The following is a 24,657-nucleotide window of genomic DNA, read 5'->3' as shown; positions in this document are numbered from 1 at the left end:
AAGGGGAGCCATCGGCTCCCCTTTTTTTCGTGCCGGAATCCGGTGAAGGAAAATGGTGGGCCCGCCAGGACTCGAACCTGGGACCAAGGGATTATGAGTCCCCTGCTCTAACCAACTGAGCTACAGGCCCTTCGAAAACAGTGTCGTGCCGGATTCAGGCCAGCGTTCTCGGGTGCATTGAGCACCCTCGACCGCACGGGATTATGCCTCGCGCTGCGCAATCCTGCTCCGCGCGCGGTCCAGCCCGGCCATCCATGGCCGGTCGCTCACCGGGCTGCGAAATGCCACCGGCATTTCGGTCCCGGTTCGCCCCCTGCTCTAACCAACTGAGCTACAGGCCCTTGAAATGAATGCTGCACCAGACCAGCCCGCGATTATAGCCTTCGTCGCGCCTCCCGGTCACGGTGCCCCGCCTTCATTCCTCGCGCGGTGTGTCCAGCAGCGGCCTGTCGTGAGCCCTCATTATGGCCCGCCGGATGGAGACCAGGGGGGCGTCGTCATCCAGTTGAAAGTCTTCGCCATGCTCACCCAGCTCGGGCAGGCCCAGGGCCTGGAGCAGGGCGCTGATGTCCGGGAAGCGGGTGCTCAATACGTGTTCGTCGTAAAGGGGGGCGAAGACGGGCTCGCCGCCGGCGAACTTGTCCAGACGCCGAAGGCTGTCACGGCCGTCATGGGCACGGCGTTCGTGGAAACAGCAGCGGGCCCACTCGGCCAGCACATGATCCAGGGTGGTGGCGTCTTCCTCACGGCTGCGAAGGGCCACGTCACTCATGAGCATCAGGGCGGCGCCGGCCCAGTACACGTAATCGGCGCCGCCACCACTCATTCGCATCGTGATGTCGCGCAGGGTGCCCTGGCGGCGATCCCAGTAACCGTCGTACATGTCGGCCAGCAGGCGTTGCCAGGCCTCGGCTTCGCTCAGGTGTCCGGCACGGGCCAGGCCGATGTACTGGTAGTAGCTGGCGATTCCCTCGGACAGCCAGCGGTGATGGGGGATGACCGGCGGATGCAGCAGATGCATGAATTCGTGGGCGACCAGACCGTCCAGGTGATAGTCGCTTTCGGGTCGGCTGGTGCTCATGCCCAGCAGCAGCCCCATGCCACCGGCACGGCTGACCCGCCCCTGGGCCAGGGGGCGGTCGCCGCTGTCCAGTGGCACGACGATCACCTGCGCCCGGTGCCCGGGAAAGCCGCCGAAGATGGTGGCGGCGGCGTCCAGACCCGGCTGCAGCCAGGCCTCAACCGACGAGGGCGGTGGCGGATCACTGGGGCCGTTGGCCAGGGCAACATCGACCTGGATGTCGTCGTTGTGCAGTGTGAAGGTTTCAAAGCGGCCAATGGCAATGCTGCTGTCCCAGCCCAGGGGTGGGTGATCGAGCCGGAAGCGTGGTCGCCCTTCACTGTCCTCACCAATCCGTGGCCAGGGGGTGGAGAGGCTGAATTCCGGTGGCAGATCGAAGCTCAGTTCGATGTCCGCGTAACGAGTCAGTCGGCGAGGACGCCACAGCCAGATCCGTGGTGACAGCACCAGGGCATCGCCGGTGCGGGCGGCAATGCCGAGGCTGCGGCTGCGGGCCGCCAGACCCAGATCCACTGCGTAATGCACACAGAGGTCATCCGGCTGACTGGGGATGGTCATGCGGTTGCGCATGACCCGCAGGGGTCGCTTGTCGCCGTCAACAATGATGTGAGGGTCGCGCAGCAGGCGGCTGGCGTCGTTGGAGGCGGCCAGCAGGGTCTCGGGCACCCGGCGCTCAAAACAGGCCGCCACGGTCATCTGATTGAAGTGCTTGTCCACGTGTATCTGGTAGGGGTGCCGTTGTTCGAGCACGCTGGCCGAAAGGGCCAGGGGCAGCAGGCAGAGGAGCGGCAGCAATCCGAGCCTCATGGCGTTCGGGGGTCATCCACGTCGCGTTCCTGCAGGGAGGCCACCAGGGTGCCGGGGCCGGCATGGGCGCCAAGTGCCGGGCCCACCGGTACCAGGGGGAGGGCGTCCACCTCCGGGATTCGCTGCCGCAGGGCATCCAGCAGGGCCTGGCCCTCCTCGGCGGCATTGCAGTGACCCACAAGCAGGCGATAGTGGCGCCCTTTGCGGGCGCGTCGGGCGACGAAGCCGGTGAAGCGTTCCACCGTTCGGCTCTGGCCGAACAGGACGCCGCCGGCATCCACCTTGCCGTTGCGACGGGCGGTCAGGACGGGAGTGAGGTGCAGGGCATCCACGATCTTCTGCTTGGCCGGTGACACCCGGCCACCGCGCACCCCGAAACTGAGATCAGCCACCGCGCCCCAGACGCGGGTGCGATCCCGATGGGCCTCCATGTGTTCGAGAACGGCCCGGGCATCGGCCCCTTCACCGGCCTTCTCGGCGGCGGCCATCACCAGCTGCCCGAGCCCGGCCGACACACTGCGGCTGTCCACCACGTGAATGTCCGCGTCTTCCAGGCGCCTGGCCGCGCTCACCGCGGATTGCCAGGTACCGGAGGCGGCGGCCGTGACGTGAATCGAGATGATGCTGTCGTAATGGCTGGCCAGCATCTGGTAGATGCGGCGGAACTCACCCGGAGCCGGTTGGGAGGTGGCCGGGTGATTGGGGTCTTCGTCCAGGCGTCGGTAGAAGTCTTCCCAGCTCATGCTCAGCTTGTCCAGGTAGCTGGCTTCGCCGAAACGCACATGCACGGGGATGACGTGAATGCCCAGCTCGTCGATGAGCTTGTCCGGAATGTCAGCGGCGGAATCGGTGACGATGGCCACCTTGCGGCTGCGGTTGCTCACATCCCGCTGTTGCTGCCACATGTCGTCGGCCTTCTGGCCGTGCACTTCACCGAAACCGGCGGCAATGTTGAAGGCCCGATCCGGCTGGTTGGTGTGCAGGTGAACCTTGAGCTTGTGGCGGGCGCCGGCAATGACCAGGCTATCACCTTCATCCGTGAGGGCTTCGCGCAGCTTGCGCGGATCCATGTCCTCTCCCAGCACCACGCATTCCGTGCAGTAACGGTGCGTGGCCTGGGCCTCATCCCCTTCATGGGCATGGGCGGCTTCGCCGTCCAGCCCTGCGATGGTGGCGGCCGGCGGCCGGCGCGCCTCGCCCTCACTGAGAAAGTCGCGCATGCCGCGCAGCAGTTCCACAAAGCCTTCCGCTCCGGCATCCACGACCCCGGCCTTGCGCAGTACCGCCAGCTGATCCGGCGTGCGGGCCAGGGCGATTTCGCTTTGTTGAAGGGCGTCATCCAGCAGGGTGATGAAATCGGCGCGGCGGCGTGCGGCCTGTTGCCGCACGGCTTCGGCAAAGGCCGAGAGAACGCTCAGCAGCGTGCCCTCTCGGGGCTCACTCAGGGCTTCGCGGGCGTAGCTCGCACCGGCATGCGCCGCCACGGCGAAATGATCCGGGCTCAGCCGGGCATGGGCTGCGGCGGCATCCGACAGCCCCTGGAAGAACTGCGCCATGATGGCCCCGGAATTGCCTCGGGCACCATCCAGGCCGGCATCGGCCACCCGTGCCAGGGCGCGCCCGGCATGGCGTTCCGGCCGGGCCCGCAGGCCGCCAAGCATGGCGTGGAGGGTGAGGCTGAGGTTGGTGCCGGTATCGCCGTCCGCGACCGGAAAGACATTGATCTTGTTCAGGTGCTGCTGCCGGCTGAGCAGCTGATGGACGCCGACCTGCAAGGCCAGTCGCAGGCGGTGTCCATCCAGGTAGGCGATGGCGGGATGACGGCTCATTCACGGGCTCCGGTAACCAGTTCAGACGACAGCATAGCGGCAATTCGGCCAGCGGCTCCAGCGGGCCCGAAGCATCGTTCAGACACCGGGCTCACTGTCTGAGCGCTTGCCTCGCGCCATGCCCCGGCGCAATAGGCCCTCACCGAAGCGTTCACGTGCCGCATCCAGCAGGCGATCGGTGTCCCGGTCCTTGCCCGCGGCCGTGTCCCTGCCGGTGAACAGTCCCATCTGGCCGGTGTTTTCCAGCAGATCACGAGCGACCACGCCGGCCAGGCGCAGACGCGGCCGCGGACCCTGCTGACGCCACCATTCATCCGCCAGTGACTGGGCAATGCGCCGAAGTGCCGGCCCCGCATCGCTGGGCTGTCCCAGGCTCTGCTGGCGACTGAAGGTGCGAAAATCGGGGCTGCGCAGTTTTACCGCCACGGTGCGACACTGCAGGGATTTCGATCGCAGACGGGCGGCGACCTGTTCGGCCATGTCGGCCATCAACGTCTGCAGTTCGCTGCGATCCTTCAGATCCCGATCGAAGGTGCGTTCGGTGCTGATGGAGCGGGCTGTCCGTTCCGGGGTCACGGCCCGATGGTCATCGCCACGGGCCAGGGCCAGCAGACGCGGTGCCTGCCGACCCACCAGGGCCCGCAGACGTGGCTCCGGGGTGCGCCGCAGGGCGCCGAAGCTGCGGATATCAGCCCGTCGCAGCCGGGCGGTGGTTGCCTCGCCCACCCCCCAGAGGCGTTCCACCGGCAGGGGATCGAGAAAGGCACGAAGGCCCGCTTCGCTGACATGCACCAGGCCATCCGGCTTGCCCAGATCCGAGGCCAGCTTGGCCACGAACTTGTTGGGGGCGATGCCGACCGAGGCCACCAGGCCGGTTCGGGCGCGAATCTGCTCCCGCAGCCCCTGGGCGCAGGCTTTCGGATGCTCACGGGCGCCGGGGTCGGCGCTCAGATCGAGAAAGGCCTCGTCCAGGGACAGGCCTTCCACCAGGGGAGTCAGGGCCCGGAAACAGTCGAAGACGATGGCCGAGAGTTCGCGGTAGCGGGCCATGCGTGGGGCGAGAAACACGCCCTCCGGGCAGAGCTGGCGGGCGCGGGCCCCGGGCATGGCCGAATGCACGCCGAAGCGGCGAGCTTCATAGCTGGCTGCTGAGACCACGCCGCGTCCGCCCAGGCCACCAACGATGACCGGCCGGCCTTGCAGTTCGGGGTTGTCCAGCTGTTCCACCGAGGCATAGAAGGCATCCAGATCCACGTGCAGGATCAGGCGGTCAGCCATGAGCCTGCATCCCTGCTCGAACCCGGTCGGCGGCGCCTGGGTGCAGCAGCACAACGTTGATGCTGGCCGGATAGATGCGCGCCTGCCGTCGCAGGGCTTCGATGGCGTCGGCCGAGTCTGCCGGTGTCAGGCGCAGGAAGTCCTCGCCTTCCCGCAGGGGCGGGGCGAGGCGCTTGAAGGCCCGGAAGGCGCTGCCCTTGCCGTGGGCCATGGCGGCATCCAGTTCCCGGAAGGTCAGAAAGCCCTGTAATGCGTCCGTGTTCATGGCGGGGGTCAGCGGCCGGGTGGGAACCGATCCAGCACCTGGCCAAGCAGGCGCTCCAGGCCGGGTGTATCGAGGCGGTCCTGGCGTTCACTGCGATCATGCCAGCCGCGCCAGAGCAGGGCGCCGCTGTCGGCATCGAGGATGTCGATGAGAATGACCCGCTGCATGCGGCTGCGGCTGGTTCCCACCGCCACGCCGGTGCCAAAGCCGCCACTGCCCATGCCGATGCCGATGCTGGCCCCGGAACCGGACGGCTGGCTACGTTCAATCAGGTGATAGGTCACCAGGAAATCCGCTTCTGCGGCGTCAACCACCTGGAAGCCGCGCTGACTCAGTACGATTTCCGCGGCCCGCGCCACGCGCACATCCAGCAGTGTGAAATCCAGAACCGGATCTTCCACCGCGTGCTGGCCTGGCGCCTGCCAGGCAAAGCGCTGCAGCTGATCGAGATCCGCCTGGCGGTCGTATTCGGTCTTGACCGGCGCGGCACAGGCGAGCAGCAACGCCAGAAGGGGCAGCAGCAGGACGGGGCGGTGGCGGTTCATGATGGCCTCAACTCCTTGCGGGCGGGAATTCCCGCAGAATGCGCTCGACGCGGCGGTTCACCTGGCTCTCGGAGAACTGATCCTGGCGCGCCTCGCTGGCCCGCCAGCTGCGCCAGACCAGCTCTTCCCGTTCCCGGTCCACGATGTCAATGATCAGTGTGCCTTCCCGGTAGCTGCGATGCTCGTAGGGGTAGGGGCCGTAGAACGGATCGTGCCAGTGCGGGTAGTAACGATAGCCACGGCCATAGCTCAGGTGCACGCGGACATTGGGGCTGGTGTAGACCCGTTCCCGCGAGGTGATGTGGTAGGTGACGATGAAATCGGCTTCGTCCACCGCCACTTCGCGAAAGCCCTTTTCACGCAGGGCGTCGCGAACGGCGCGTTCCACCCGCCGATCCAGCAGTTCGCTGTCCAGCACCGGGTCGCGAACCTCGCGCCGCTCTGGCTCCGACCAGGCGAAGGTCTGGTAGCGACTGAAGTCCGCCTCACGGTCGTACTCGGCCCGGGTGGTGGCACAGCCGGTCAGCCAGGCCAGGGCAACAAGGGTGCACAGCAAGGTGCTTGCGGTTCTCACTCGACGGCCTCCCATGATGTGTGCTGTCTCCTGCATCAGACTCGTCCGTGGGCATGACGGTTCCAGGCGGCGCCTATTCCACGGCGCTGCGGCCACCATCCACCGGCAGTATATGCCCGTTCACGTAGGGGGCATCCCGGATCAGGAACAGGGCGGCCGCGGCGATGTCCTCCGGTTTGCCCGTGCACTGCAGGGGTACCCGGTCCAGAACGTGGCGACGGGTGGCGTCGTCCATGCCCTGTTCCGGCCACAGGATGGCCCCCGGTGCGATGCCGTTGACCCGAACCCAGGGCGCAAGCTCCTTGGCCAGGCTGCGTGTCAGCATGGCCAGTCCGGCCTTGGCCGCGCAGTAGATGGGGTGCTCCCCCAGTGGCCGGAAAGCGTGGATATCGATGATGTTGATGATCTGGCCGCGGCGATTACGCAGGTTTTCCATCGCTGCCTGGGCCAGAAAGAAGGGGCCCTTGAGGTTGCTGCCGATGAGATCATCCCATTGGTTCTCGTCAGCCTCGCTCATGGGTGTGGGATAGAAGCTGGAGGCATTGTTGATCAGTACATCCAGGCCACCCCATTGTTCGGCGGTCTTGATCAGGGAAGGGAATCCGTCCGGTGCCAGCAGGTCGGCCTGGGCCGTGACCGCGGAATCCGGGCGACGGGCATTGAGTTTGGTGCTCAGGGCCTGGGCTTCCTCGCCGGAATGGCGGTAGTGGATGACTACGTTCATCCCCGCCCCGTGCAGCCTGTCGGCGATGGTCGCCCCGATTCGCCGGGCCGCGCCAGTGACCAGGACCGTTTTTCCGGCCAGCGAGGGTGTATTATCCTGCATGGTTTTCGGTGCCTCCCGGCCATCCGCAACGTTTGATCAGGGCAGACTAAGGCTCATGAGCGACCATAGCAATCGCAACAGCGGTTCGCGCATCCGTCCCGGTGACGAAGGTGTGCTGCCGCCTCCGCCCCCGGACGCCGAGGCGCATAGCCGCGAGGTTCGGGCGCATATCGCCCGCATCATCGATGAAGCCGACGGTGTCATTCCCTTTTCCCGGTTCATGGACCTGGCCCTGTATGCCCCGGGGCTGGGTTACTACAGCGCGGGTGCGCGCAAGTTCGGCGAGGCGGGCGATTTCATCACCGCTCCGGAAATGTCCTCCCTGTTCAGTTTCTGCCTCGCTGATCAGGCCGCCCAGGTGCTGGACCGTCTGGGCGGCGGTGACATCCTTGAGCTGGGTGCGGGTTCCGGCGCCATGGCGGCCTCGGTACTGGACCGTCTGGCCAGCAGCGGCTGCCTGCCGGAGCGATACCTCATTCTTGAAGTGAGTGCCGAACTCAGGGAACGGCAGGCGCGTACCCTGGAAGAGCGGGTGCCGGATCTGGCGGACCGCGTCTTCTGGCTGGATGATTTTCCCGAGGCCCTGCGCGGTGTGGTGCTGGCCAATGAGGTGCTGGACGCCCTGCCGGTGGAGCGTTTCCGCATTCGCGGCGGCGCGGTGCGCCGCCTGGGCGTGGCCCGCAAGGGCGAGGGTTTCAGTTGGCGGGAAATGCCCCATGACCGGGATCTGTCCGAGCGGGTCCGTGCCATCGAGGAAGAGCTGGGTCGCAAGCTGCCCGAGGGCTATGAGTCCGAGGTCTCCACGGCCATGCCGGCACTGGTGGAACGGATCGCCGGCTGCCTCCGGCGCGGCGCCGCTCTACTGGTGGACTACGGCCTGCCCCGGCGCGAGTACTACATGCCCGATCGAGGTCGTGGCACGCTCATGTGCCATTACCGGCATCGCGCCCACGAAGATCCCTTTCTTCATCCGGGCATTCAGGACATCACCGCCTGGGTGGACTTTACCGCCGTTGCCGAGACCGCCGTCCAGGCCGGCTGCTCCCTGCTGGGATACACCACCCAGGCCCATTTTCTGCTGGGGGCCGGTATCGACCGGCATGTGGCGCATGTGAACCCGGAAGATACCCTCAGTCAGCTCAAGCTGGCCCAGGAAGTGAAACTGCTCACCCTGCCGGGCGAGATGGGCGAGCGTTTCAAGGTCATCGGCTTTGCCCGCGGTGATGACATCGGCATGAGCGGCTTCGGTTTCCGGGATCTGCGGATGCGGTTGTGAGTTCTGATGCTGAGATAATCAGATCGACACGGGGTGGCACTCGACATTCATTGGGATCCGGCATGTACGTTCATTCTAAGCACGTTTTCGGGATGGTCTTTTTTCTGTGTGCGTTTCTGCTGTCTCCGACCGGGATGGCCGGGGACTGGGTGGCGGAATCCGAGTTTCGTGCCAGTGATGCGGATTCCCGAAGTTTTCTCATCTCCCTGGACCGGACCATCGGCGAGCGCGGCCTGGCCTTTGTCAGTCTCGGTGAAACCTGGATCAATGGCAGTGAACAGGATATGGACACCCGACGCCAGTCCGTCGGTGGCATGCTGCGCCTGGATGACGAGTGGCGGTTGACCGGCTATTACGAGCGTTGGGGGCGTCGCGGAGACATCATCAGTGACCGGGTTGCCTTCATCCTGGCGCGTGATTTCGATCAATGGGGTTTTTCCGCCAACGCGGGCGCGCGCTGGATCACGCTGGAAGCGGGGGCCCCGGCCCGACGCGACCGAAATGGTGCGGAAGGCCCACCTATCAACATCCCCGTGAACCCCGGCGACCCGGATGACGGCGAGGTAATTGCCGAAGACTACGACACCCGGGCCATCAATCTAGGGCTTCGTCTGCGTTATCGTCCCAGCGAGGAATGGACCTTCGCCGCTGGTTTTACCCACTACGATTACGATCGTGACCCGACCCAGTTGGCTGCCCGCGACCAGGTGGAGCGCTATTCCGCTTCAGCCGTGACACTGGCCCAGGGTTTTCTGGATCGTAGCGTTTACCTGGACGCCCGTTACGACCTGGGGAATTATCGCGACTTGTCAGTCTATGTCAGCCGTGACCGATCCGCCGTGGACGGGCGTGACGCGGACAGCATCATTCTCAGTTATCTGCAGCCGCTTTCCGCTGCCTGGGATCTGCGTCTGGAAGTCGGACGAACCCAGACCGACGGCTTTGACGCGAGTCATTCGGTGGGGATTGGCGTCACCTGGTACCCCTGACCCGGCAGGGCGAGGCAAGGCGAGGCCGCGCCGAGCCTTGCCCTCGTAATCGTAGTCGTAATCGTAATCGATCTTTTAAGGTCTTCCGAAAAAGCCGATTACGACTACGATTACGATTACGACTACGACCGGCACTGCCACCTCAGCACTCAGAACTCAGCACTCAGAACTCAGAACTCAGAACTCAGAACTCAGAACTCGCCCAATCCCCTCCACCCGCAAACGATCCAGTTCCTCGCCAAAGGCCTTGCCCTGAAAGCGTTCGCCATCCACGTCCCTTCCGCTTATCGCGGCCGCGGCCTGGTAACAGCGGCGCAGGTAATCGGCCTGGGGGTAGTCCCGGTTCTCAAGCCCGGTGCGGCCGCGGGCATCCGCTTCACTGGCCAGCAGCAGCCGTTCCAGATTCTCGGGCTGGCGGAAGGCATCACAGCCTTTGAACACCTTGAGGATGGTGGCGGGTTTCAGTTCCAGTGCGCGGTGAACGTGCAGGTGCCAGCGGGAAGCCTGGCAGCCGGCCCGTTCATGGCGACTGGGAATACGCAGGCGCCGGCACAGGTTCTGAACCTGTTTTACGCCTTTCTTCTCGTGGCCATGATGACTGGGCCAGTATCGTTCCGGCGTCACGCCCTTGCCCAGGTCATGCACCAGGGCCGCAAAGCGAACGACCGTGTCTTTGCTCAGCCGGGCCGCCTGCTCGAGCACAAGCAGGGTATGCAGTCCGGTATCCACCTCCGGGTGGTACCTGGCCGGTTGTGGCACGCCGAAGAGCGCATCCACCTCCGGGAAAAGGTGAGCCAGCGCACCGCAGTCCCTCAATACCTGAAAATAGACCTGTGGCGCGGCCTCACCGAGGGCGCGTTCGCTTTCCTGCCACACCCGTTCCGGGCTCAAGGCGCCCAGTTCCTCGGCCGTGGACAAATCCTGCATCAGCGCCAGGGTTTCCCCGGCAATGGAAAAGCCCAGGTGATGGAAACGGGCGGCAAAGCGGGCCACGCGCAGCACGCGCAGGGGGTCTTCGGCAAAGGCTTCGGTGACATGGCGCAGGCAACGCGCCTCCAGATCCCGACGGCCACCATGGGGATCGATCAGCCGGCCCTGTTCATCCTCGGCCATGGCATTGACGGTCAGATCCCGGCGCGCGAGATCCTCTTCCAGGCTGACAGAGGGATCGGCGTGAAAGCGGAAACCGTGATAACCCCGGCCGCTCTTGCGCTCCGTGCGGGCCAGCGCGTATTCCTCACTGGTCTGCGGGTGAAGAAACACGGGGAAGTCACGCCCCACGGGCCGAAAGCCCTGGTCGGTCATTTCATCGGGTGTCGCACCCACGACCACCCAGTCCCGCTCCTTCACGGGAATACCCAGCAACTTGTCACGGACCGCGCCGCCCACGAGGTAGGTTTTCATGGGCCCATTGTAGTCATCATGAAGCGCGGTGTCCCTGCCAAGGCCATCGTTGTCGTCATGCGTCTCATCCATGAGACTTACCCCTCCCGTTGGTCGGGGCCTCGCGCAGAGCGCGAGTTCAAATACGTTCCCTACGCATTTGTGTCGTAATCGTAATCGGCTTTCTCGAACCCTTAAAATGCCGACAACGACAACGACAACGACAACGACAACGAAAAAAGGGGGCGGTCATCAACCGCCCCCTTTCCTTCGAGCCATCGACTTCCTGTGGCCTTATCTCACATGCTGGTCGAACAGCTTGTAGATCCGCCGATACTGATCCAGCCACGCTTCCGGGTGCACGAAGCCGTGGGGCTCCAGGGGATACATGGCGTTTTCGAAGTCTTCCTTTTCCAGTTCCAGCAGGCGCTGGGTAAGGCGCACCACATCCTGATAGAAGACATTGTCATCCAGCATGCCGCTGGTGATCAGCAACGGGGCTTCCAGACCTTCGGCAAACTCGATGGGCGAGCTTTTCTCGAAGGCCATGGGGTCTAGCAGTGGCGTGTTGAGGATGTTGGACGTGTATGGGTGGTTGTAATGGGCCCAGTCGCTCACCGGGCGCAGGGCCGCACCGGCAGCGAACATGCCTGGTTCACGGAACAGGGCCATGAAGGTCATGAAACCGCCGTAGGAACCACCGTAGATGCCGATGCGATCCGGGTCCACGCTGTAGTTCTCGATTACCCAGTGGACGCCGTCCACATGGTCTTCCAGTTCCGGATGCCCCATCTGGCGATAGATGGCCGTGCGCCAGTCCCGCCCATAACCGGCCGAGGCACGGTAATCCATGTCCATGACCACATAGCCTTCATGGGCCAGCAGGCTGTGGAACATGAACTCCCGGAAATAGTTCGACCAGCCCTGGTGGGCATTCTGCAGATAGCCGGCGCCGTGGACGAAGAAAACGGCCGGGTATTCCTGCTCGGGGTCGAAGTCCGGCGGCAGATAGAGGCGGGTGTGAATGGGGTCATTCACATGGGAGGAAGGCACCTCCACGAACTTCGGCGCAATCCAGTCCCGCTCGAGGAAGGCCTCGGACACGGTGTGGGTCAGGCGAGTCGCGGAGGCCGGCTCACCCACCTTGACACCGTACAGTTCCGGCGGCGTCATGGCATTGGCGTGCTCCACGATCAGGCGGTCGCCCCGGGGCGAAAGGCGGTAATCGTTCTGGCCACCCAGCTCGGTGAGCTGTTCCAGCTCACCGCCAGCCACCGGCACGCGGAAGATTTCATAGATCCCGGGGTGGGGGGCGTTGGCGCGCAGATAGAACCACTCGCCGTCACGGCTCAGCTGAATGTTGTTGACCTTGAAGCGGCCTTCGGTCAGGGCACGGGAACGGTTGGGGCGCTGGCTGACGTAGAGGTGGGCGAAGCCGCTTTCCTCGGACAGGTACCACAGGCCGCTGCCATCGGGCAGCCAGTCGAACTCGTTGAAGGCCCAGTTGATCCAGGCCGGATCCGTGAGGCGGTGCCAGCTGCGCATGTCGCCCGATTCGGGATCCACCACGGCGATCCAGCGGTCCTTGTTGTCCACGGCGCGCAGCATGACGGCGGCCCGGTTGTTGTCCCGATCCCAGCGGATGCCCATGACGCGGACGTCACGCTGATCCGGGGCCTTCAGTGCCTGCTCCACCTGATACCGCGGGGCACCGTGGGCCACATGCCATTCCAGGGCCTGGGGCCGAAGGTCTGCCAGCGGATCCTGATCGATGCCGGGCAGGGCGGACAGGTCCAGTTCCCGGCGTTCACCGCTTTCCAGGTCCAGCAGCCACAGTTTCTGGCCCACCGGCGGGTTCTGGCCGACCCGGGTGCGCACGTCCCGGGCTTCCACGTAGCCGCTCTCGGTGACATAGGCGGGCATGGTGCCGCTGCGTCCACCGTCGTGATTGGCCGGCTCGATCACCAGCAGCATCTGGTCGCCGCTGGGGGCGATGCTCTGAACGGGCGTGCGGATGTCATCGCCCAGGAAATGTACCCGGTGGTGACGGCTGCGGTCCTGGCGGGCCAGTTCGCGGTCATGACGCTGGCGCGCCGTTTCCGAGTCCCGCTCACGGGTCAGGGTGGTGAACAGGCGTGCCTGCTGATCACCCAGGAAGTCGAATCGCTCTTCCTCGGCCAGTGGATCCTTCTCCAGACGGATGTCGGCCAGCTGCTCCACCAGACCGCTTTCCAGGTCGTAGGCGAAGTAGCTCTGGCCGCTGCGCCAGGTTACGCGGAAATCATCCGCCAGCCAGCGCACGTCAGTGGCGCCCTGGGCATTGCGGGTAAGTTGCCGCAGCTTGCCGGAGTCGAGGGCCTTGACGAAGACATCACCATTGCGGGCGAAGGCCAGTCGGCGCTGGCTTCGGTCCAGATCCCCCCCGGGCGTGCCAATACGCCCCATGTCGCGGGGCTTGACCTGTTCGATCTCGCCACTGTCCACATCCAGACGGAAGACATCACGAATATCTTCACCTTCGCGCTTCTGCTGAAAGATGACTTCCCGGTTGTTCTCACGCCAATACCAGCTTTCGGGTGCGTTACCCAGCCAGTCCGGGTGGGCCATGATGCGTTCCAGGGTGATCTTATCGTCGGCGACGAGCATCGCCGGCAGGGCCATCAGCCCGGCCAGCGCAATAGCAGCCAGTCGTTTTCTCATGTCAGTCATGAATATTCCTCACTGAGATGTCATTGCAGATCGGGGGAGAAATCGAATCAATCCTTTCGAATGTGCTCGAGCGCCTGTTGCAGATCGGCCCAGAGATCCTCCACGTGCTCGAGTCCGATGGACAGGCGCACCAGCGTGTCCGGTGTTCGTGTACCCGGCCCTTCGATGGAGGCCCGGTGCTCGATCAGGCTTTCCACGCCGCCCAGACTGGTGGCGCGAGTAAACAGTCGCGTTGCGGCCACCAGGCGCATGGCGTCATCGGCCTTTCCACGCACGGTGAAGGCAAACAGGGCACCGCCACCGCGCAGGTATTGCTTTGCCCGCGCACGGTGCGGGTGATTCGGATGCATGGCATGAAAGACCGTTTCCACGGCCGGATGTTCATCCAGGCGCTCCATCAGGGTGCGGGCACTGTCGGCCTGCGCCCGAACCCGCACCGACAAGGTGCTCAGGCTGCGCAGGAGCAGCCAGCAATCAAAGGCGGAGGGAACGGCACCGCCCGCACTCTGGATGTCACGCAGGGCCTGGGCCTGGGCGAAATTGTCCCGGTGGATGACGGCGCCACCCAGCAGATCACTGTGACCACCCAGATATTTGGTGCTGCTGTGCAAAACCAGATCCATGCCGTGTCGGAGTGGATTCTGGCCTACCGGGCTGGCCAGGGTGTTGTCGCAGACGGTGATGATCTCGTGCTCGCTGGCCAGTGCGCCCAGGGCCTCCAGGTCACTCAGACCCTGCAGCGGGTTGGATGGGGATTCGATCCAGAGAAGGCGGGTATCCGGCCGGATTGCCGCTGCCACCGCCTCCGTGTCCGTGGTGTCCACCCGGTCGTGCTGCAGACCCCATTGCCGGAACAGGGTATCAAGCAGGTGACGACTGCCGTGGTAGGCGTCATCCGTGATCAGCACATGATCGCCGGGGCGTAGCAGCTGCAGGATGCTCATGGTGGCGGCGCTGCCGGAGGCGAAGGCGAGCGCGGACTGACCACCCTCCAGGGCCGCCAGGCAGGTTTCCAGTTGCTGGCGGTTGGGGTTGGACTGACGGCTGTAGACATGCCCGCGGGAATAGCCGCCGTCGGCGTCGCGTTCAAAGGTGGTACTGGGCTGGATGGCGGGGGTGACCGCGCCGCTGACCGGGTCCACCTGGCGACCTTCATGAACGGCCAGTGTTTCGAATCGGGTGATGCCCTGATCGTCCGGGGAATCCATGAGACGGTGCCGATCCCTGCTGCCTTGAGGAGAGGGGAAGTTACCACACCCGCCGACGGGATGCCGCCCCGGCATGCAAGCGGGTGATTCAGCCGTTGGCGACCTCGGCCGGGTGATCCTCGGCCCGCAGTGCCACCACCCGATTGCGGCCCGCATCCTTGGCCTGATAGACGGCCTTGTCGGCAACCCGGAACAGCTCTTCCATCGCCGTTTCCACACCGAGCGGTCGTGACGTCACACCGAAACTGGCTGTCAGTTCAATGCCGGAGGGCTTGAGCTCATGAATCTCCCGGCGCAGTCCTTCCGCCCGCTCAATCGCGTCCTCCAGGCTGCAGTGGGGCAGGATCAGCATCAGCTCTTCGCCCCCGAAGCGAACGGCAAAGTCTTCCTTGCGGCAGTTCTGCTTGAGCATTTCACCCACGGCGGCGAGTACTTCATCGCCTGTCAAATGCCCATGGGTGTCATTGATCTGCTTGAAGTGGTCGACGTCGATGAGAATCAGACTGAGGGGGAAATCGTGCCGATTGGATTCGGCAAAGGCCTTGTTGCCGAACTCGGCCAGGGAATTGCGATTATAGAGGCCGGTGAGCTGGTCGATCATGGCCAGTTCATAAAGATGCCGGCGCTGGGCGCGGACCTGATCGAAGAGCTGCTTGTTGGAGATCAGGTTGCTCACCCGGGCAATGACCTCTTCCTCCACCACGGGCTTGGAAATGAAATCATTGACGCCGAGGCGGAACAGCTCCATTCGGCGCGTGATGTCATCCATGCCGGAGACGGCCAGAATCGGAACCCGTGCCTTGTCCGGAAACTTCTCACGAATACGGCTGACAAGGCCCATGCCGCTCATTTCCCCTTCCACCAGAATGTCGCTGACCACCAGGTCGTAGGCATGCTGGCCGAAAGCCTCATAGGCTTCGGTGGCGCTGGTGAAGTGATCCACCTCCAGGCCCAGGCGTTCCAGAATGCGCAGCATGACATGGGCCACCACGGAACTGTCTTCCACGTACAGCACGCGCCCGGAAATGCGTCGTTCGTCTTCCTCGATGAAGCGGGCGGCCTGATTGAACAGTTCCTCAATGTCGGTTTTCGGATGAATATCCGTGGCACCGGCTTCGAAGGCCTCCATGCGTGCCTGCTTGTCTTCGGTGGAAGTGAGCAGGATCAAGGGCACATGCCGGCCTCGCCGGGTCTTGCGGGCCTGGCGGCAGAACTCGATGCCATCGGTATCCGGCAGGGTGAGGGAAACGCAGACCAGATCCACTCGCCGCTTGGCCAGCACCTCCATGCCTTCCTCGCCCGTGGCCACCATGATGGGTTCATGGCCGGCCTGCAGTACCAGCCGATGCCAGAGCGCGCGAAAGACCTTGGAATGGTCCACAACCAGGATGTTCATCCCGCTTCCCCCAGTGCAATGCTGTCTCGTTGACGACCCGCGGGTCGAAAATGAATGTCCGATGTGCCCGCCCCCAATTCCCTCGGGCACATCTCACCTTACATATAACGCCATTCCAGGCCCCCGGGGCAATCCCTGTCCCGCCTCCCGTCAGTGATTCTTCTCCGCCCGTCGGCTTTCGTCGCGAATGGCTCGAAATTCATTGTCTTGCTGCCAGTTCGGCCAGTCCTTGCTGTTGGCCAGCGCCAGGGCCACCCGCATCACCAGCGCCGTATCCAGGGCCAGTCCGGAGAGATCCCAGGCCGGGTCATATTCATCAGCGGGTCGGTGATAGCGGTTCTGCTGATAGTCGGCCATCCAGGCTTCTCCGAACTCGACGCCGCGTTCTACGTGGTCGATCCCCGGGTTCGGATAGAGCACTGGTACGCCGTGCCGCGCCAGGCTGAAATGGTCGGAGCGATAGAAGTAGCCCCGCTCTGGATGGGGTTCCGGACGCAGGTGACGACCCTGGGCCTTGGCGGCACGGCGCAGATGCTCATCCAGGGCCGAGTTGCCATAGCCGACCACGGTCACATCACGTGTCGGGCCAAAGACGTTCATGCTGTCCAGGTTGATGCCCGCCACGGTCTTTGACAGTGGAAAGACCGGGTTCTCCCCGTAGAAGCGGGAACCCAGCAGCCCCTGCTCCTCGGCCGTGACCAGCAGGAAGACGATGCTGCGCTCCGGCGCGGTGTCCATTTCCGAAAAGACGCGGGCCAGCTCCAGCACGGCGGCGGTGCCGCTGGCGTTGTCCACGGCACCGTTGTAGATCAGGCTGTCGTCTTCCTCGTCCACACCCAGGTGATCCCAGTGGGCGGTGAAGATGATGGCCTCGTCGGGGCGCTTGCTGCCCGGCAGGTAGGCGATGACATTGTCCGAGCGGGAGCGTTCGAAGCGGTTCTCCAGGCGCGTTCTGGCCCGGGCGTCGAGCGCAACGGCTTCGAAGCCGGGCTGCCGTGCGGCTTCGCGCAGTGCATCCAGATCGTGGCCGCTGGCCTCGAAAAGCGCCTCGGCCGCCGAAAGGCTCAGCCAGCCTTCCAGGGCAAGCTGCGGGTCATCGCCGTCATGATCCAGGGCCAGTTGGGGGCCGGACCAGCTGCCACTGACCACTTCCCAGCCGTAACCCGCCGCTTCATCTTCATGAATGATCAGGGCCCCGCGGGCACCCTGACGGGCGGCTTCCTCGAACTTGTAGGTCCAGCGGCCGTAATAGGTCATGGCGCGGCCGTTGAACAGCGCGTCGTCTCCACTGGCAAATCCCGGGTCATTGACCAGCATGACCACGGTCTTTCCTTCCAGATCAAGGCCGGCATAGTCGTCCCAGTCATATTCCGGGGCCACACTGCCGTAACCGACAAAGACCAGTTCACTGTCGCTGACCTCGATGTCGGATTCCTGGAGAGGGCTCCAGATCATCATCTCGTCGCCGTAGCGAAGCGTTTGGGAAAAGCCATCACCGCTCAGCGACAGTTCGGGTTCCTGCCCCAGTCGGACAGAGACCATGTCGACGGTCTGGGTGTAGCGTCCCTCATTGCCCGGGGCAAGCAGCAGGGCCTGGAGCTGCTCGCTCAGGTAAGCGACGGTTTTCCTGCCGCCTTCCGTGGCGGGCGCACGGCCCTGAAACCCGTCCGAGGCCAGCACGGCAATGTGCTCGTGCAGTTTGTCTTCGCTGATGAGCTGTTCCGGGGCGCTCCGGGATGTATCGCCACAGGCCACAATGAGGATCATTCCAGCCGCCGCTGGAGTGATCATGAGAAGTCGGCGTGAAAGCATGGTCGGTCTTCCTGTCAGTGTCATCGGGCGGAATGTTTCGAGGGGGTAGTGTAAGCGCATTTGCCGCCGAACTCAGCTGAAAGGAGTTGAAGCCGGGGATTCGGTGGTTACGAGGGAAAAATGGCCCTGAAACGGCCGGTCTTCCGCCTTTTGTGGCCGTCAGTCGATTTGCCAGCCCTTCAGGTTTGACCTGGGCGGGTTGCTGGCCCATATTGACATTGGGTGATTGTCACCCGGCGGTCGCTACCTTCCAGGGGGATGCCATGACACATCGTACTTTCAGACTGACCACAGCACCCGTGCTGCTGACTGCCGCCATCGCCTTTTCGCTTTCCCTGTCCGCCGCCGCGGCGGTGGAACCGGAAGAGGAAGAGGAACGTCAGGAGCGCTCTGAGCAACGTCGATCCAGTGGGGCCTCCACCGATCTGGGCAGTTATCGCGTCGGTGCGCCGGGTTCCGGTGGCCTGCGCGGCATTGAGCGCCGCAGTGGCGAGCGCGAACGCCCGTCCGTGGATCGGGAAAGCCTGCGACTGGATCGTAGTGACTTTGCCCTGGAGCCGGCGTTCGGTTCCTCCGGAAACGCTCCACTCGAGATGGATATTCGCCCGAGCCGGGATGACCGCAGCGACCGGCGTGTGGTGGATGAAGCGCCTGGAGCATCGCGTACGCCCGCAGCCAGTACCGATGTACAGAATCGCGAGCTTCAACCGGTTCTGATCGAGGCACCGCGTTATCCCGGTCAGGCTTACCGCAATCGAATTGAAGGCTTTGCCATTGTGGAATTCACGGTGGGGACCGATGGCAAGACACGTAATGTCCGTGTGCTCGAGTCCAGCCCCGGCACCGTTTTCGACAACAGCGCCCAGCGCGCCGTTGAACGCTGGGAGTTTCAGCCACGCATCGTCAATGGGCGCGCCGTGGAAACGACCCTGACCGAGACGATTGACTTCACCATCGATTGACGGTGGTTCCGGCCAGCCTCCCTGATTATGGCCGGTTTGCTCATGCACTCACGGGACAGGGATGTCCTTCTCGCCAGTGACATCCGCCTTCGTTATGCTGTCAGCCCAGGATCGGAACCGGAGCTGACGGATCATGCCTGCCAAAACCCTCATTCTCGCAACCGTCATTGCCCTGAGCGCCATTGTTATCGCAGCCACTGTTCAAAGCGGTAGCGGCTGGTGGGCCCTGGCACTGCTGGCGATCGTGTGGCTGGTGATCGCCCATGACCTGATCCAGCGCCGCCGCACCCTGCTGCGTAACTTCCCCCTGATTGGTCACGGTCGCTATCTGATCGAGGATTTTCGTGATCATTTTCGACAGTACCTGATCGAGTCCGACCGCGACGGCTATCCCTTCAGTCATGAACAGCGCGCCCTGGTCTACCGTCGTGCCAAGGGTGTCAATGACGTTCTGCCCTTCGGAACCATCCAGGACGTCTATGGCAGCAACTATGACTGGCTCAATCACTCCATGCAGCCGGAGGAACGCCTTCAGGTCGAACCGCGGGTCCACATCGGCGGTGCTGCCTGCCGTCAACCGTATCAGTCCTCTCACCTGAATATCTCGGCCATGAGTTTTGGTGCCTTGTCAGGGCGCGCCATCGCGGCACTCAACCGCGGAGCGAGGCTGGGCGGTTTCTCGCACAACACCGGTGAGGGTGGCATCAGCCGCTATCATCGGGAGGGGGGTGGTGACCTGGTCTGGGGCATCGGCACAGCCTATTTCGGCTGTCGTCGGGAGGACGGCCGTTTTGATCCCGAGCAGTTTCGGGCCAAGGCGGTGGAAGCGCAGGTGCGCATGATCGAGCTCAAATTGTCCCAGGGTGCCAAGCCGGGCGGTGGTGGCATCCTGCCGGCCAGCAAGCTGAGCCGTGAAATCGCCCAGGCCCGTGGAGTTGCCATGGGGACGGATGTCATTTCGCCGCGCTGCCATCCGGAATTTGACAGTCCGGTCGGTCTGCTGGAGTTCCTGCAGAGTCTGCGGGAGCTTTCGGGCGGCAAGCCGGTGGGGATCAAGCTCTGCCTCGGTCGCCGGGTTGAATTCATGGCGCTGGTGAAGGCCATGCTGGAGACCGGAGTTCAGCCGGATTTCATTACCGTCGATGGCAGTGAAGGCGGTACGGGGGCGGCACCGCTTGAGCTGTCCAATTCCGTCGGCGCGCCGCTGCGGGATGGTCTGGTATTCATCCACAACACGCTCAATGGTGCCGGTCTCAGGGACGGGATTCGCCTCATCGCCGCCGGCAAGGTGATCTCGGCCTTTGACATTGCGCGCAACATTGCTCTCGGCGCCGACCTGTGCAACTCGGCGCGCGGCATGATGTTCGCCCTGGGCTGCATCCAGGCCCGCAAATGCGAAACCAACCGTTGTCCCACCGGAGTTGCCACCCAGGACCCCCTGCGTACCAGCGGCCTGAATGTGCCCGACAAGGCGGAACGGGTCTGCCGCTATCATCGACACACCATCGCGCATCTGCTCGAGTTGATGGCCGTGACTGGCCTGCGTCATCCCGGTGAGTTCACACCCGAGCTGTTTCATCACCGCATGGACGAACGCAATGTGATCAGTTATCGGGATTTCTACCCCTGGCTGGCACCCGGCTGTCTGCTCGACGGCGCCGGGGCCGTACCCGATTGGTATGCCGAGCCGTGGCAGCGGGCACAGGCGGCGTCCTTTCGGCCTCACGCAAACAAAAAAGCCCCGGGGTTTCTGAAAACCCCGGGGCCTTGATCGCCCGGCCGGAATCAGTCCGAAATCAGTCTTCGAGGAAAGACCGCAGCTGATCCGAACGGCTCGGGTGACGAAGCTTGCGCAGGGCCTTGGCTTCGATCTGGCGGATGCGTTCGCGGGTGACGTCGAACTGCTTGCCCACTTCTTCCAGGGTGTGGTCGGTGTTCATGTCGATGCCGAAACGCATGCGCAGCACCTTGGCTTCGCGGGGCGTGAGGCCGGCGAGCACATTGCCGGTGGCCTGGCGCAGGCCGAAGGCGGTGGCGGAATCCACCGGGCTGATCACCGTCACATCCTCGATGAAATCCCCCAGGTGAGAATCCTCGTCATCACCGATGGGGGTTTCCATGGAGATGGGTTCCTTGGCGATCTTCATCACCTTGCGAACCTTCTCCTCGGGCATTTCCATGCGCACGGCCAGTTCATCCGGCTGGGGCTCGCGACCCATTTCCTGCAGCATCTGACGCGAGACCCGGTTGAGCTTGTTGATGGTCTCGATCATGTGCACCGGAATGCGGATGGTGCGGGCCTGGTCGGCGATGGAGCGGGTAATGGCCTGGCGGATCCACCAGGTGGCATAGGTGGAAAACTTGTAACCCCGCCGGTACTCGAACTTGTCCACCGCCTTCATCAGGCCGATGTTGCCCTCCTGGATCAGATCCAGGAATTGCAGGCCACGGTTGGTGTACTTCTTGGCGATGGAAATCACCAGGCGCAGGTTGGCCTCGACCATTTCCTTCTTGGCACGACGGGCCTTGGCCTCCCCAATGGACATGCGCCGGTTGATCTCCTTCACATCGGCGATGTTGAGGAAGGTTTCTTCCTCCAGGGTCTTGAGGTCTTCCTTCACCCGCACGATGGCGTCCCGGTGGCGGTTCAGTCCGGAGGACCACTTGCGCTTGGCGCGGATCTGACGATCCAGCCAGTCGGTGGAGGTTTCATTGTCCGGGAAGCACTTGATGAACTCCTTGCGCGGCATTCCGGCGTCCTTGACGCTGATGCGCATGATTTCCCGTTCCAGCTTGCGAATCCGGACCATGACATCGCGCAGCTCTTCCGCTGCACGGCCGACGAAGCGGGCGTTGAGCTTGAAGGCCAGGAAGCGTTCGGCGTTCTTCTGAACCAGCTCACGCGCCTTGTCGTCCTGCGGACCGTGTTTCTTCAGGGCACGGATCATCTTGTCGTGGGCGCGGCGCAGGGCGGCCATGCGCTTTTCCACTTCTTCCGGGTCGGGGCCGGTGTCCTGAGGCTCTTCTTCCTCGTCCTCGTCGCCCTTGTTGAGCACTTCCTCTTCCATGGTGTCCGGGTCACGGAAACCGGTCAGGATGTCGGGCAGACGGGCCTCACCTTCCTGATGCGCTTCGAACTCGGCCAGCAGCAGGGTGGAGGCGCGGGGAAAGAGGGCCAGCGCTTCCAGCGCCTCGTTCAGGCCTTCCTCGATGCGCTTGGCGATCTTGATCTCGCCTTCGCGGGTGAGCAGCTCCACCGAGCCCATCTCCCGCATGTACATGCGCACGGGATCCGTGGTGCGGCCAAACTCATTGTCCACGGCAGCCAGCGCAGCAGCGGCTTCCTCGGCGGCGTCCTCGTCCGGTGAGACGGCGGCATCCGACATCAGCAGCTGATCCGAGTCGGGCGCCACTTCATGCACGGCGATGCCCATGTCGTTGATCATGTTGATGATGTCTTCCACCTGCTCGGGATCGACGATGTCGTCCGGGAGGGCGTCGTTGACTTCGGCGTAGGTCAGGTAACCCTTTTCCTTGCCGACGGCGATCAGACGTTTCAGCTGCTTCTTGCGATCCTGTGCCATAGTCGGGTAGTGTTCGCTCTGTAAGGCCTTCAGGGTGGCTGCCCGATTTCGTGGGCAGTGAAACAGACCAGTATATCGGCCGTTCCGCGTTTTTTCCAGTCGGAGCGGGGCTTTCCCTCGCGCCCAATCCTCTCTCTCAGGCAGTCAAATCCGCTTCAAGTTCCCGTCCTGTCTCGCTTCCCGGCAGTCCTGCGCCGTTCGTCAGCCGGTGCGCTGGTGCTCCAGTCTGGCCCGGTAGAGCGCCTTGAGTTCGCTCTTTTCCTCCGCATTGAGGCCGGATTCGGATTCCCGCTTCAAAAGGGCCTCCAGCCGGGCTTCCACCGCTCGCGGGCCGATCAGGCGTCGGATGATGTCCAGCAGCCTTTCCCGCCGGCTGTCTTCATCCCCGGGAATGGGGTGAGCGGCCAGTCGGGCGAGATGAGGGTGTTCAGGGCGGTCGCGCCAGCGTTCCAGCAGGCTGGCCGTGGTCAGCTCGGTCTCGCCTGCCTGTTCGATCAGTTCGCTCAGGGTGCTGACGCCCTTGATGTCCAGTCGGGCCAGGGCGGCCCGATCGGGAATGTCCGCGGCCAGAGGCGGTGCCTGCAGGATCAGGGCAATGGCCTCGCGCACCGGCGTCAGGCGCAGGGCCGGTCGCGGGGGGCGCTGGGCCTGACGCCGTGCCGCCGCGTCTTTCGGGCCCGCCCGCTCTCCACCCTGAGCGAGCATTGCGGCCCAGCGTTCGGGAGCCAGCCCGGCGGCATCGGCCAGTTCATCGGCCAGCAGGCTGCGGTAGACCTCGTCACGCACCTTGTCCAGAAGCGGCCGGGCCCGGGCAACCAGCCCGGCCCGCCCTTCGGCCGTGTCCAGGGCAAGCCCCTCACTCAGGCGCTCACGCAGCCAGCGCGACAGGGTGGTGGCCGAGGCCACGCGGGTCTCGAAGGCCTCGCGACCCTCCTTGTGCACCATGGAATCCGGGTCTTCGCCCTCCGGCAGGAAGAGAAAGCGCAGTTCCCGACCGGTCCTGAGGACTGGCAGGGCGTTCTCCAGTGCCCGCCAGGCCGCGCGGCGGCCGGCGTTGTCGCCGTCGAAGCAGCACACCACTTCATTGGCCGTACGAAAGGCCTTGTTGAGATGGTCGGGTGTGGCGGCGGTGCCCAGGGTCGCCACCGCCCAGTGGATGCCCGCATCCGCCAGGGCGATGACGTCCATATAGCCTTCCACCACCAGCAGGCGAGGAATGTCCCGCAGGGCCTGGCGGGCCTCGTACAGGCCGTAAAGCTCCTGGCCCTTGTGAAAGAGGGGGTGCTCGGGGCTGTTGAGGTACTTGGGCTCGCCCTCGCCGATGATGCGGCCGCCAAAGGCGATGGTGCGCCCGCGGGTATCGCGGATGGGAAACATGACCCGGCCGCGGAAGCGGTCATAGACCCGGCCCCTGTCATTGCGGATCAGCATGCCGGTGGCGAGCAAGGCATCCCGACGGGCCTCATTGGCCGCCGTATCCAGCAGGCCACTCCACCCCTCCGGGGCGTAGCCGAGGCCGAAATCCGCCGCCGTGCGCCCGGACAGGCCGCGCCCCTTCAGGTAGGCCTTGGCTTCTGACGATTGCTTGAGCTGCTGGCGGAACCACTGGTCGGCGTGGGCGAGGGCCTCGCGCAGGGCGCCATCCGGGTCTGGCCCGGGGCCGCTGTCATCGTCCTCGGGCACTTCCAGTCCGGCGGCATCGGCCAGCTCCCGCACGGCATCCCGGAACTCCATGTTGTCGTATTCCATCAGGAAGCTCAGGGCGGTGCCGTGGGCGCCGCAGCCGAAGCAGTGGTAGAACTGCTTGTCGGGAACGACGTAGAAGGAGGGGGTCTTCTCGCTGTGGAAGGGGCAGCAGGCCGCGTACTCGCTGCCCTTCTTCTTGAGGGGGACACGGCCGTCAATCAGGTCGACGATATCCGTACGGGCGAGCAGCTCGTCGATGAAATGCTGGGGGATGCGGGCCATGCTCCCTCACCGGTCGCCGGATGAATGATGGACGGATATCGGCCGACGGTGGCTCCCGCCGGGCCTGTCCTCAGAATATAGCAGGCCGCCGGCACGGTGGTGCCTCGGTGAGCGAATGCAGTGGGGGAGTCGCCGTTGGGCCGCCTGCTCGCCGCCGGCGGGAGG

The 24,657-nt window shown here is 64.2% G+C and carries 18 protein-coding genes and 1 tRNA gene; 4 read left to right on the top strand and 15 right to left on the bottom strand.

The window, feature by feature from the left end:
* Positions 1 to 53: 53 nt before the first annotated feature.
* The 8 genes from RBH19_RS13435 to RBH19_RS13400 all read right to left on the bottom strand — a co-directional run bounded on the left by RBH19_RS13435 (position 54) and on the right by RBH19_RS13400 (position 7,205).
* A tRNA-Ile gene (locus RBH19_RS13435) sits at positions 54 to 130 on the bottom strand.
* A 285-nt stretch (positions 131 to 415) separates the two neighbouring features.
* On the bottom strand, positions 416 to 1,888 hold the full coding sequence (locus RBH19_RS13430) for a M61 metallopeptidase family protein (protein WP_306729370.1): 1,473 nt from the start codon (positions 1,886 to 1,888) through the stop codon (positions 416 to 418).
* Complete coding sequence (locus RBH19_RS13425) at positions 1,885 to 3,717, bottom strand: DegV family protein (protein WP_306729369.1); 1,833 nt, start codon at positions 3,715 to 3,717, stop codon at positions 1,885 to 1,887. Before RBH19_RS13425 ends, RBH19_RS13430 begins: the two co-directional genes overlap by 4 nt.
* Positions 3,718 to 3,795: 78 nt before the next feature.
* Positions 3,796 to 4,995 (bottom strand): DNA polymerase IV, encoded by a 1,200-nt coding sequence (gene dinB / locus RBH19_RS13420; RefSeq protein WP_306729368.1) that lies wholly within the window; start codon positions 4,993 to 4,995, stop codon positions 3,796 to 3,798.
* The gene (locus tag RBH19_RS13415) at positions 4,988 to 5,260 is read right to left on the bottom strand and encodes a hypothetical protein (protein ID WP_306729367.1); all 273 of its coding nucleotides are present in this window, start codon (positions 5,258 to 5,260) and stop codon (positions 4,988 to 4,990) included. Before RBH19_RS13415 ends, dinB begins: the two co-directional genes overlap by 8 nt.
* A gap of 8 nt (positions 5,261 to 5,268) precedes the next feature.
* The gene (locus RBH19_RS13410) at positions 5,269 to 5,805 is read right to left on the bottom strand and encodes a DUF4136 domain-containing protein (RefSeq protein WP_306729366.1); all 537 of its coding nucleotides are present in this window, start codon (positions 5,803 to 5,805) and stop codon (positions 5,269 to 5,271) included.
* 7 nt (positions 5,806 to 5,812) lie between these two features.
* On the bottom strand, positions 5,813 to 6,379 hold the full coding sequence (locus RBH19_RS13405) for a DUF4136 domain-containing protein (RefSeq protein WP_306729365.1): 567 nt from the start codon (positions 6,377 to 6,379) through the stop codon (positions 5,813 to 5,815).
* 73 nt (positions 6,380 to 6,452) lie between these two features.
* Positions 6,453 to 7,205 (bottom strand): pteridine reductase, encoded by a 753-nt coding sequence (locus tag RBH19_RS13400; protein ID WP_306729364.1) that lies wholly within the window; start codon positions 7,203 to 7,205, stop codon positions 6,453 to 6,455.
* 55 nt (positions 7,206 to 7,260) lie between these two features.
* Here RBH19_RS13400 and RBH19_RS13395 point away from each other — a divergent pair, with 55 nt between their 5' ends.
* Positions 7,261 to 8,481 carry a class I SAM-dependent methyltransferase gene (locus RBH19_RS13395; protein WP_306729363.1) on the top strand — a complete coding sequence of 407 codons (1,221 nt, stop codon included), beginning with the start codon at positions 7,261 to 7,263 and terminating at the stop codon, positions 8,479 to 8,481.
* Between the two features lie 62 nt (positions 8,482 to 8,543).
* Positions 8,544 to 9,470: a TonB-dependent receptor gene (locus RBH19_RS13390; RefSeq protein WP_306729362.1), complete on the top strand. Its 927-nt coding sequence runs from the start codon at positions 8,544 to 8,546 to the stop codon at positions 9,468 to 9,470.
* 177 nt (positions 9,471 to 9,647) lie between these two features.
* On the opposite strand, the gene RBH19_RS13385 is transcribed toward RBH19_RS13390, so the two are convergent.
* The 5 genes from RBH19_RS13385 to RBH19_RS13365 form a co-directional block, all read right to left on the bottom strand.
* Positions 9,648 to 10,874, bottom strand: a complete 1,227-nt coding sequence (locus RBH19_RS13385) for a multifunctional CCA addition/repair protein (protein WP_306729388.1) — start codon at positions 10,872 to 10,874, stop codon at positions 9,648 to 9,650.
* Positions 10,875 to 11,147: 273 nt separating this feature from the next.
* The gene (locus RBH19_RS13380; RefSeq protein WP_306729361.1) at positions 11,148 to 13,562 is read right to left on the bottom strand and encodes a prolyl oligopeptidase family serine peptidase; all 2,415 of its coding nucleotides are present in this window, start codon (positions 13,560 to 13,562) and stop codon (positions 11,148 to 11,150) included.
* Between the two features lie 47 nt (positions 13,563 to 13,609).
* Positions 13,610 to 14,770 carry a trans-sulfuration enzyme family protein gene (locus RBH19_RS13375; protein WP_306729360.1) on the bottom strand — a complete coding sequence of 387 codons (1,161 nt, stop codon included), beginning with the start codon at positions 14,768 to 14,770 and terminating at the stop codon, positions 13,610 to 13,612.
* An 88-nt stretch (positions 14,771 to 14,858) separates the two neighbouring features.
* Positions 14,859 to 16,166 carry a diguanylate cyclase gene (locus tag RBH19_RS13370; RefSeq protein WP_306729359.1) on the bottom strand — a complete coding sequence of 436 codons (1,308 nt, stop codon included), beginning with the start codon at positions 16,164 to 16,166 and terminating at the stop codon, positions 14,859 to 14,861.
* Between the two features lie 150 nt (positions 16,167 to 16,316).
* Positions 16,317 to 17,978 (bottom strand): M28 family metallopeptidase, encoded by a 1,662-nt coding sequence (locus RBH19_RS13365; RefSeq protein ID WP_306729358.1) that lies wholly within the window; start codon positions 17,976 to 17,978, stop codon positions 16,317 to 16,319.
* Positions 17,979 to 18,241: 263 nt separating this feature from the next.
* On the opposite strand from RBH19_RS13365, the gene RBH19_RS13360 reads away from it, so the two are divergent.
* Together RBH19_RS13360 and RBH19_RS13355 are read left to right on the top strand one after the other, a co-directional pair.
* The gene (locus tag RBH19_RS13360) at positions 18,242 to 18,940 is read left to right on the top strand and encodes an energy transducer TonB (RefSeq protein ID WP_306729357.1); all 699 of its coding nucleotides are present in this window, start codon (positions 18,242 to 18,244) and stop codon (positions 18,938 to 18,940) included.
* Positions 18,941 to 19,073: 133 nt separating this feature from the next.
* Positions 19,074 to 20,711, top strand: a complete 1,638-nt coding sequence (locus RBH19_RS13355) for an FMN-binding glutamate synthase family protein (RefSeq protein ID WP_306729356.1) — start codon at positions 19,074 to 19,076, stop codon at positions 20,709 to 20,711.
* Positions 20,712 to 20,736: 25 nt separating this feature from the next.
* Here RBH19_RS13355 and rpoD read toward each other — a convergent pair whose 3' ends face one another.
* A complete protein-coding gene (gene rpoD / locus RBH19_RS13350; RefSeq protein WP_306729387.1) occupies positions 20,737 to 22,557 on the bottom strand; it encodes an RNA polymerase sigma factor RpoD in 1,821 nt (606 codons plus the stop codon).
* A 168-nt stretch (positions 22,558 to 22,725) separates the two neighbouring features.
* On the bottom strand, positions 22,726 to 24,492 hold the full coding sequence (dnaG, locus tag RBH19_RS13345; protein ID WP_306729355.1) for a DNA primase: 1,767 nt from the start codon (positions 24,490 to 24,492) through the stop codon (positions 22,726 to 22,728).
* Positions 24,493 to 24,657 lie beyond the last annotated feature (165 nt).

It is taken from the genome of Natronospira bacteriovora, assembly GCF_030848495.1.
Taxonomy (GTDB): Bacteria; Pseudomonadota; Gammaproteobacteria; order Natronospirales; family Natronospiraceae; genus Natronospira; species Natronospira bacteriovora.
This window is presented reverse-complemented; position numbering and strand designations above follow the sequence as displayed.

Bases quoted from the DNA above. Each gene is read 5' to 3' on its own strand.
- RBH19_RS13430 (WP_306729370.1), bottom strand. From the start codon at position 1,888: ATGAGGCTCGGATTGCTGCCGCTCCTCTGCCTGCTGCCCCTGGCCCTT.
- RBH19_RS13425 (WP_306729369.1), bottom strand. From the start codon at position 3,717: ATGAGCCGTCATCCCGCCATCGCCTACCTGGATGGACACCGCCTGCGA.
- dinB (WP_306729368.1), bottom strand. From the start codon at position 4,995: ATGGCTGACCGCCTGATCCTGCACGTGGATCTGGATGCCTTCTATGCC.
- RBH19_RS13415 (WP_306729367.1), bottom strand. From the start codon at position 5,260: ATGAACACGGACGCATTACAGGGCTTTCTGACCTTCCGGGAACTGGAT.
- RBH19_RS13410 (WP_306729366.1), bottom strand. From the start codon at position 5,805: ATGAACCGCCACCGCCCCGTCCTGCTGCTGCCCCTTCTGGCGTTGCTG.
- RBH19_RS13400 (WP_306729364.1), bottom strand. From the start codon at position 7,205: ATGCAGGATAATACACCCTCGCTGGCCGGAAAAACGGTCCTGGTCACT.
- RBH19_RS13395 (WP_306729363.1), top strand. From the start codon at position 7,261: ATGAGCGACCATAGCAATCGCAACAGCGGTTCGCGCATCCGTCCCGGT.
- RBH19_RS13390 (WP_306729362.1), top strand. From the start codon at position 8,544: ATGTACGTTCATTCTAAGCACGTTTTCGGGATGGTCTTTTTTCTGTGT.
- RBH19_RS13385 (WP_306729388.1), bottom strand. From the start codon at position 10,874: ATGAAAACCTACCTCGTGGGCGGCGCGGTCCGTGACAAGTTGCTGGGT.
- RBH19_RS13380 (WP_306729361.1), bottom strand. From the start codon at position 13,562: ATGACTGACATGAGAAAACGACTGGCTGCTATTGCGCTGGCCGGGCTG.
- RBH19_RS13375 (WP_306729360.1), bottom strand. From the start codon at position 14,770: ATGGATTCCCCGGACGATCAGGGCATCACCCGATTCGAAACACTGGCC.
- RBH19_RS13370 (WP_306729359.1), bottom strand. From the start codon at position 16,166: ATGAACATCCTGGTTGTGGACCATTCCAAGGTCTTTCGCGCGCTCTGG.
- RBH19_RS13365 (WP_306729358.1), bottom strand. From the start codon at position 17,978: ATGCTTTCACGCCGACTTCTCATGATCACTCCAGCGGCGGCTGGAATG.
- RBH19_RS13360 (WP_306729357.1), top strand. From the start codon at position 18,242: ATGACACATCGTACTTTCAGACTGACCACAGCACCCGTGCTGCTGACT.
- RBH19_RS13355 (WP_306729356.1), top strand. From the start codon at position 19,074: ATGCCTGCCAAAACCCTCATTCTCGCAACCGTCATTGCCCTGAGCGCC.
- dnaG (WP_306729355.1), bottom strand. From the start codon at position 24,492: ATGGCCCGCATCCCCCAGCATTTCATCGACGAGCTGCTCGCCCGTACG.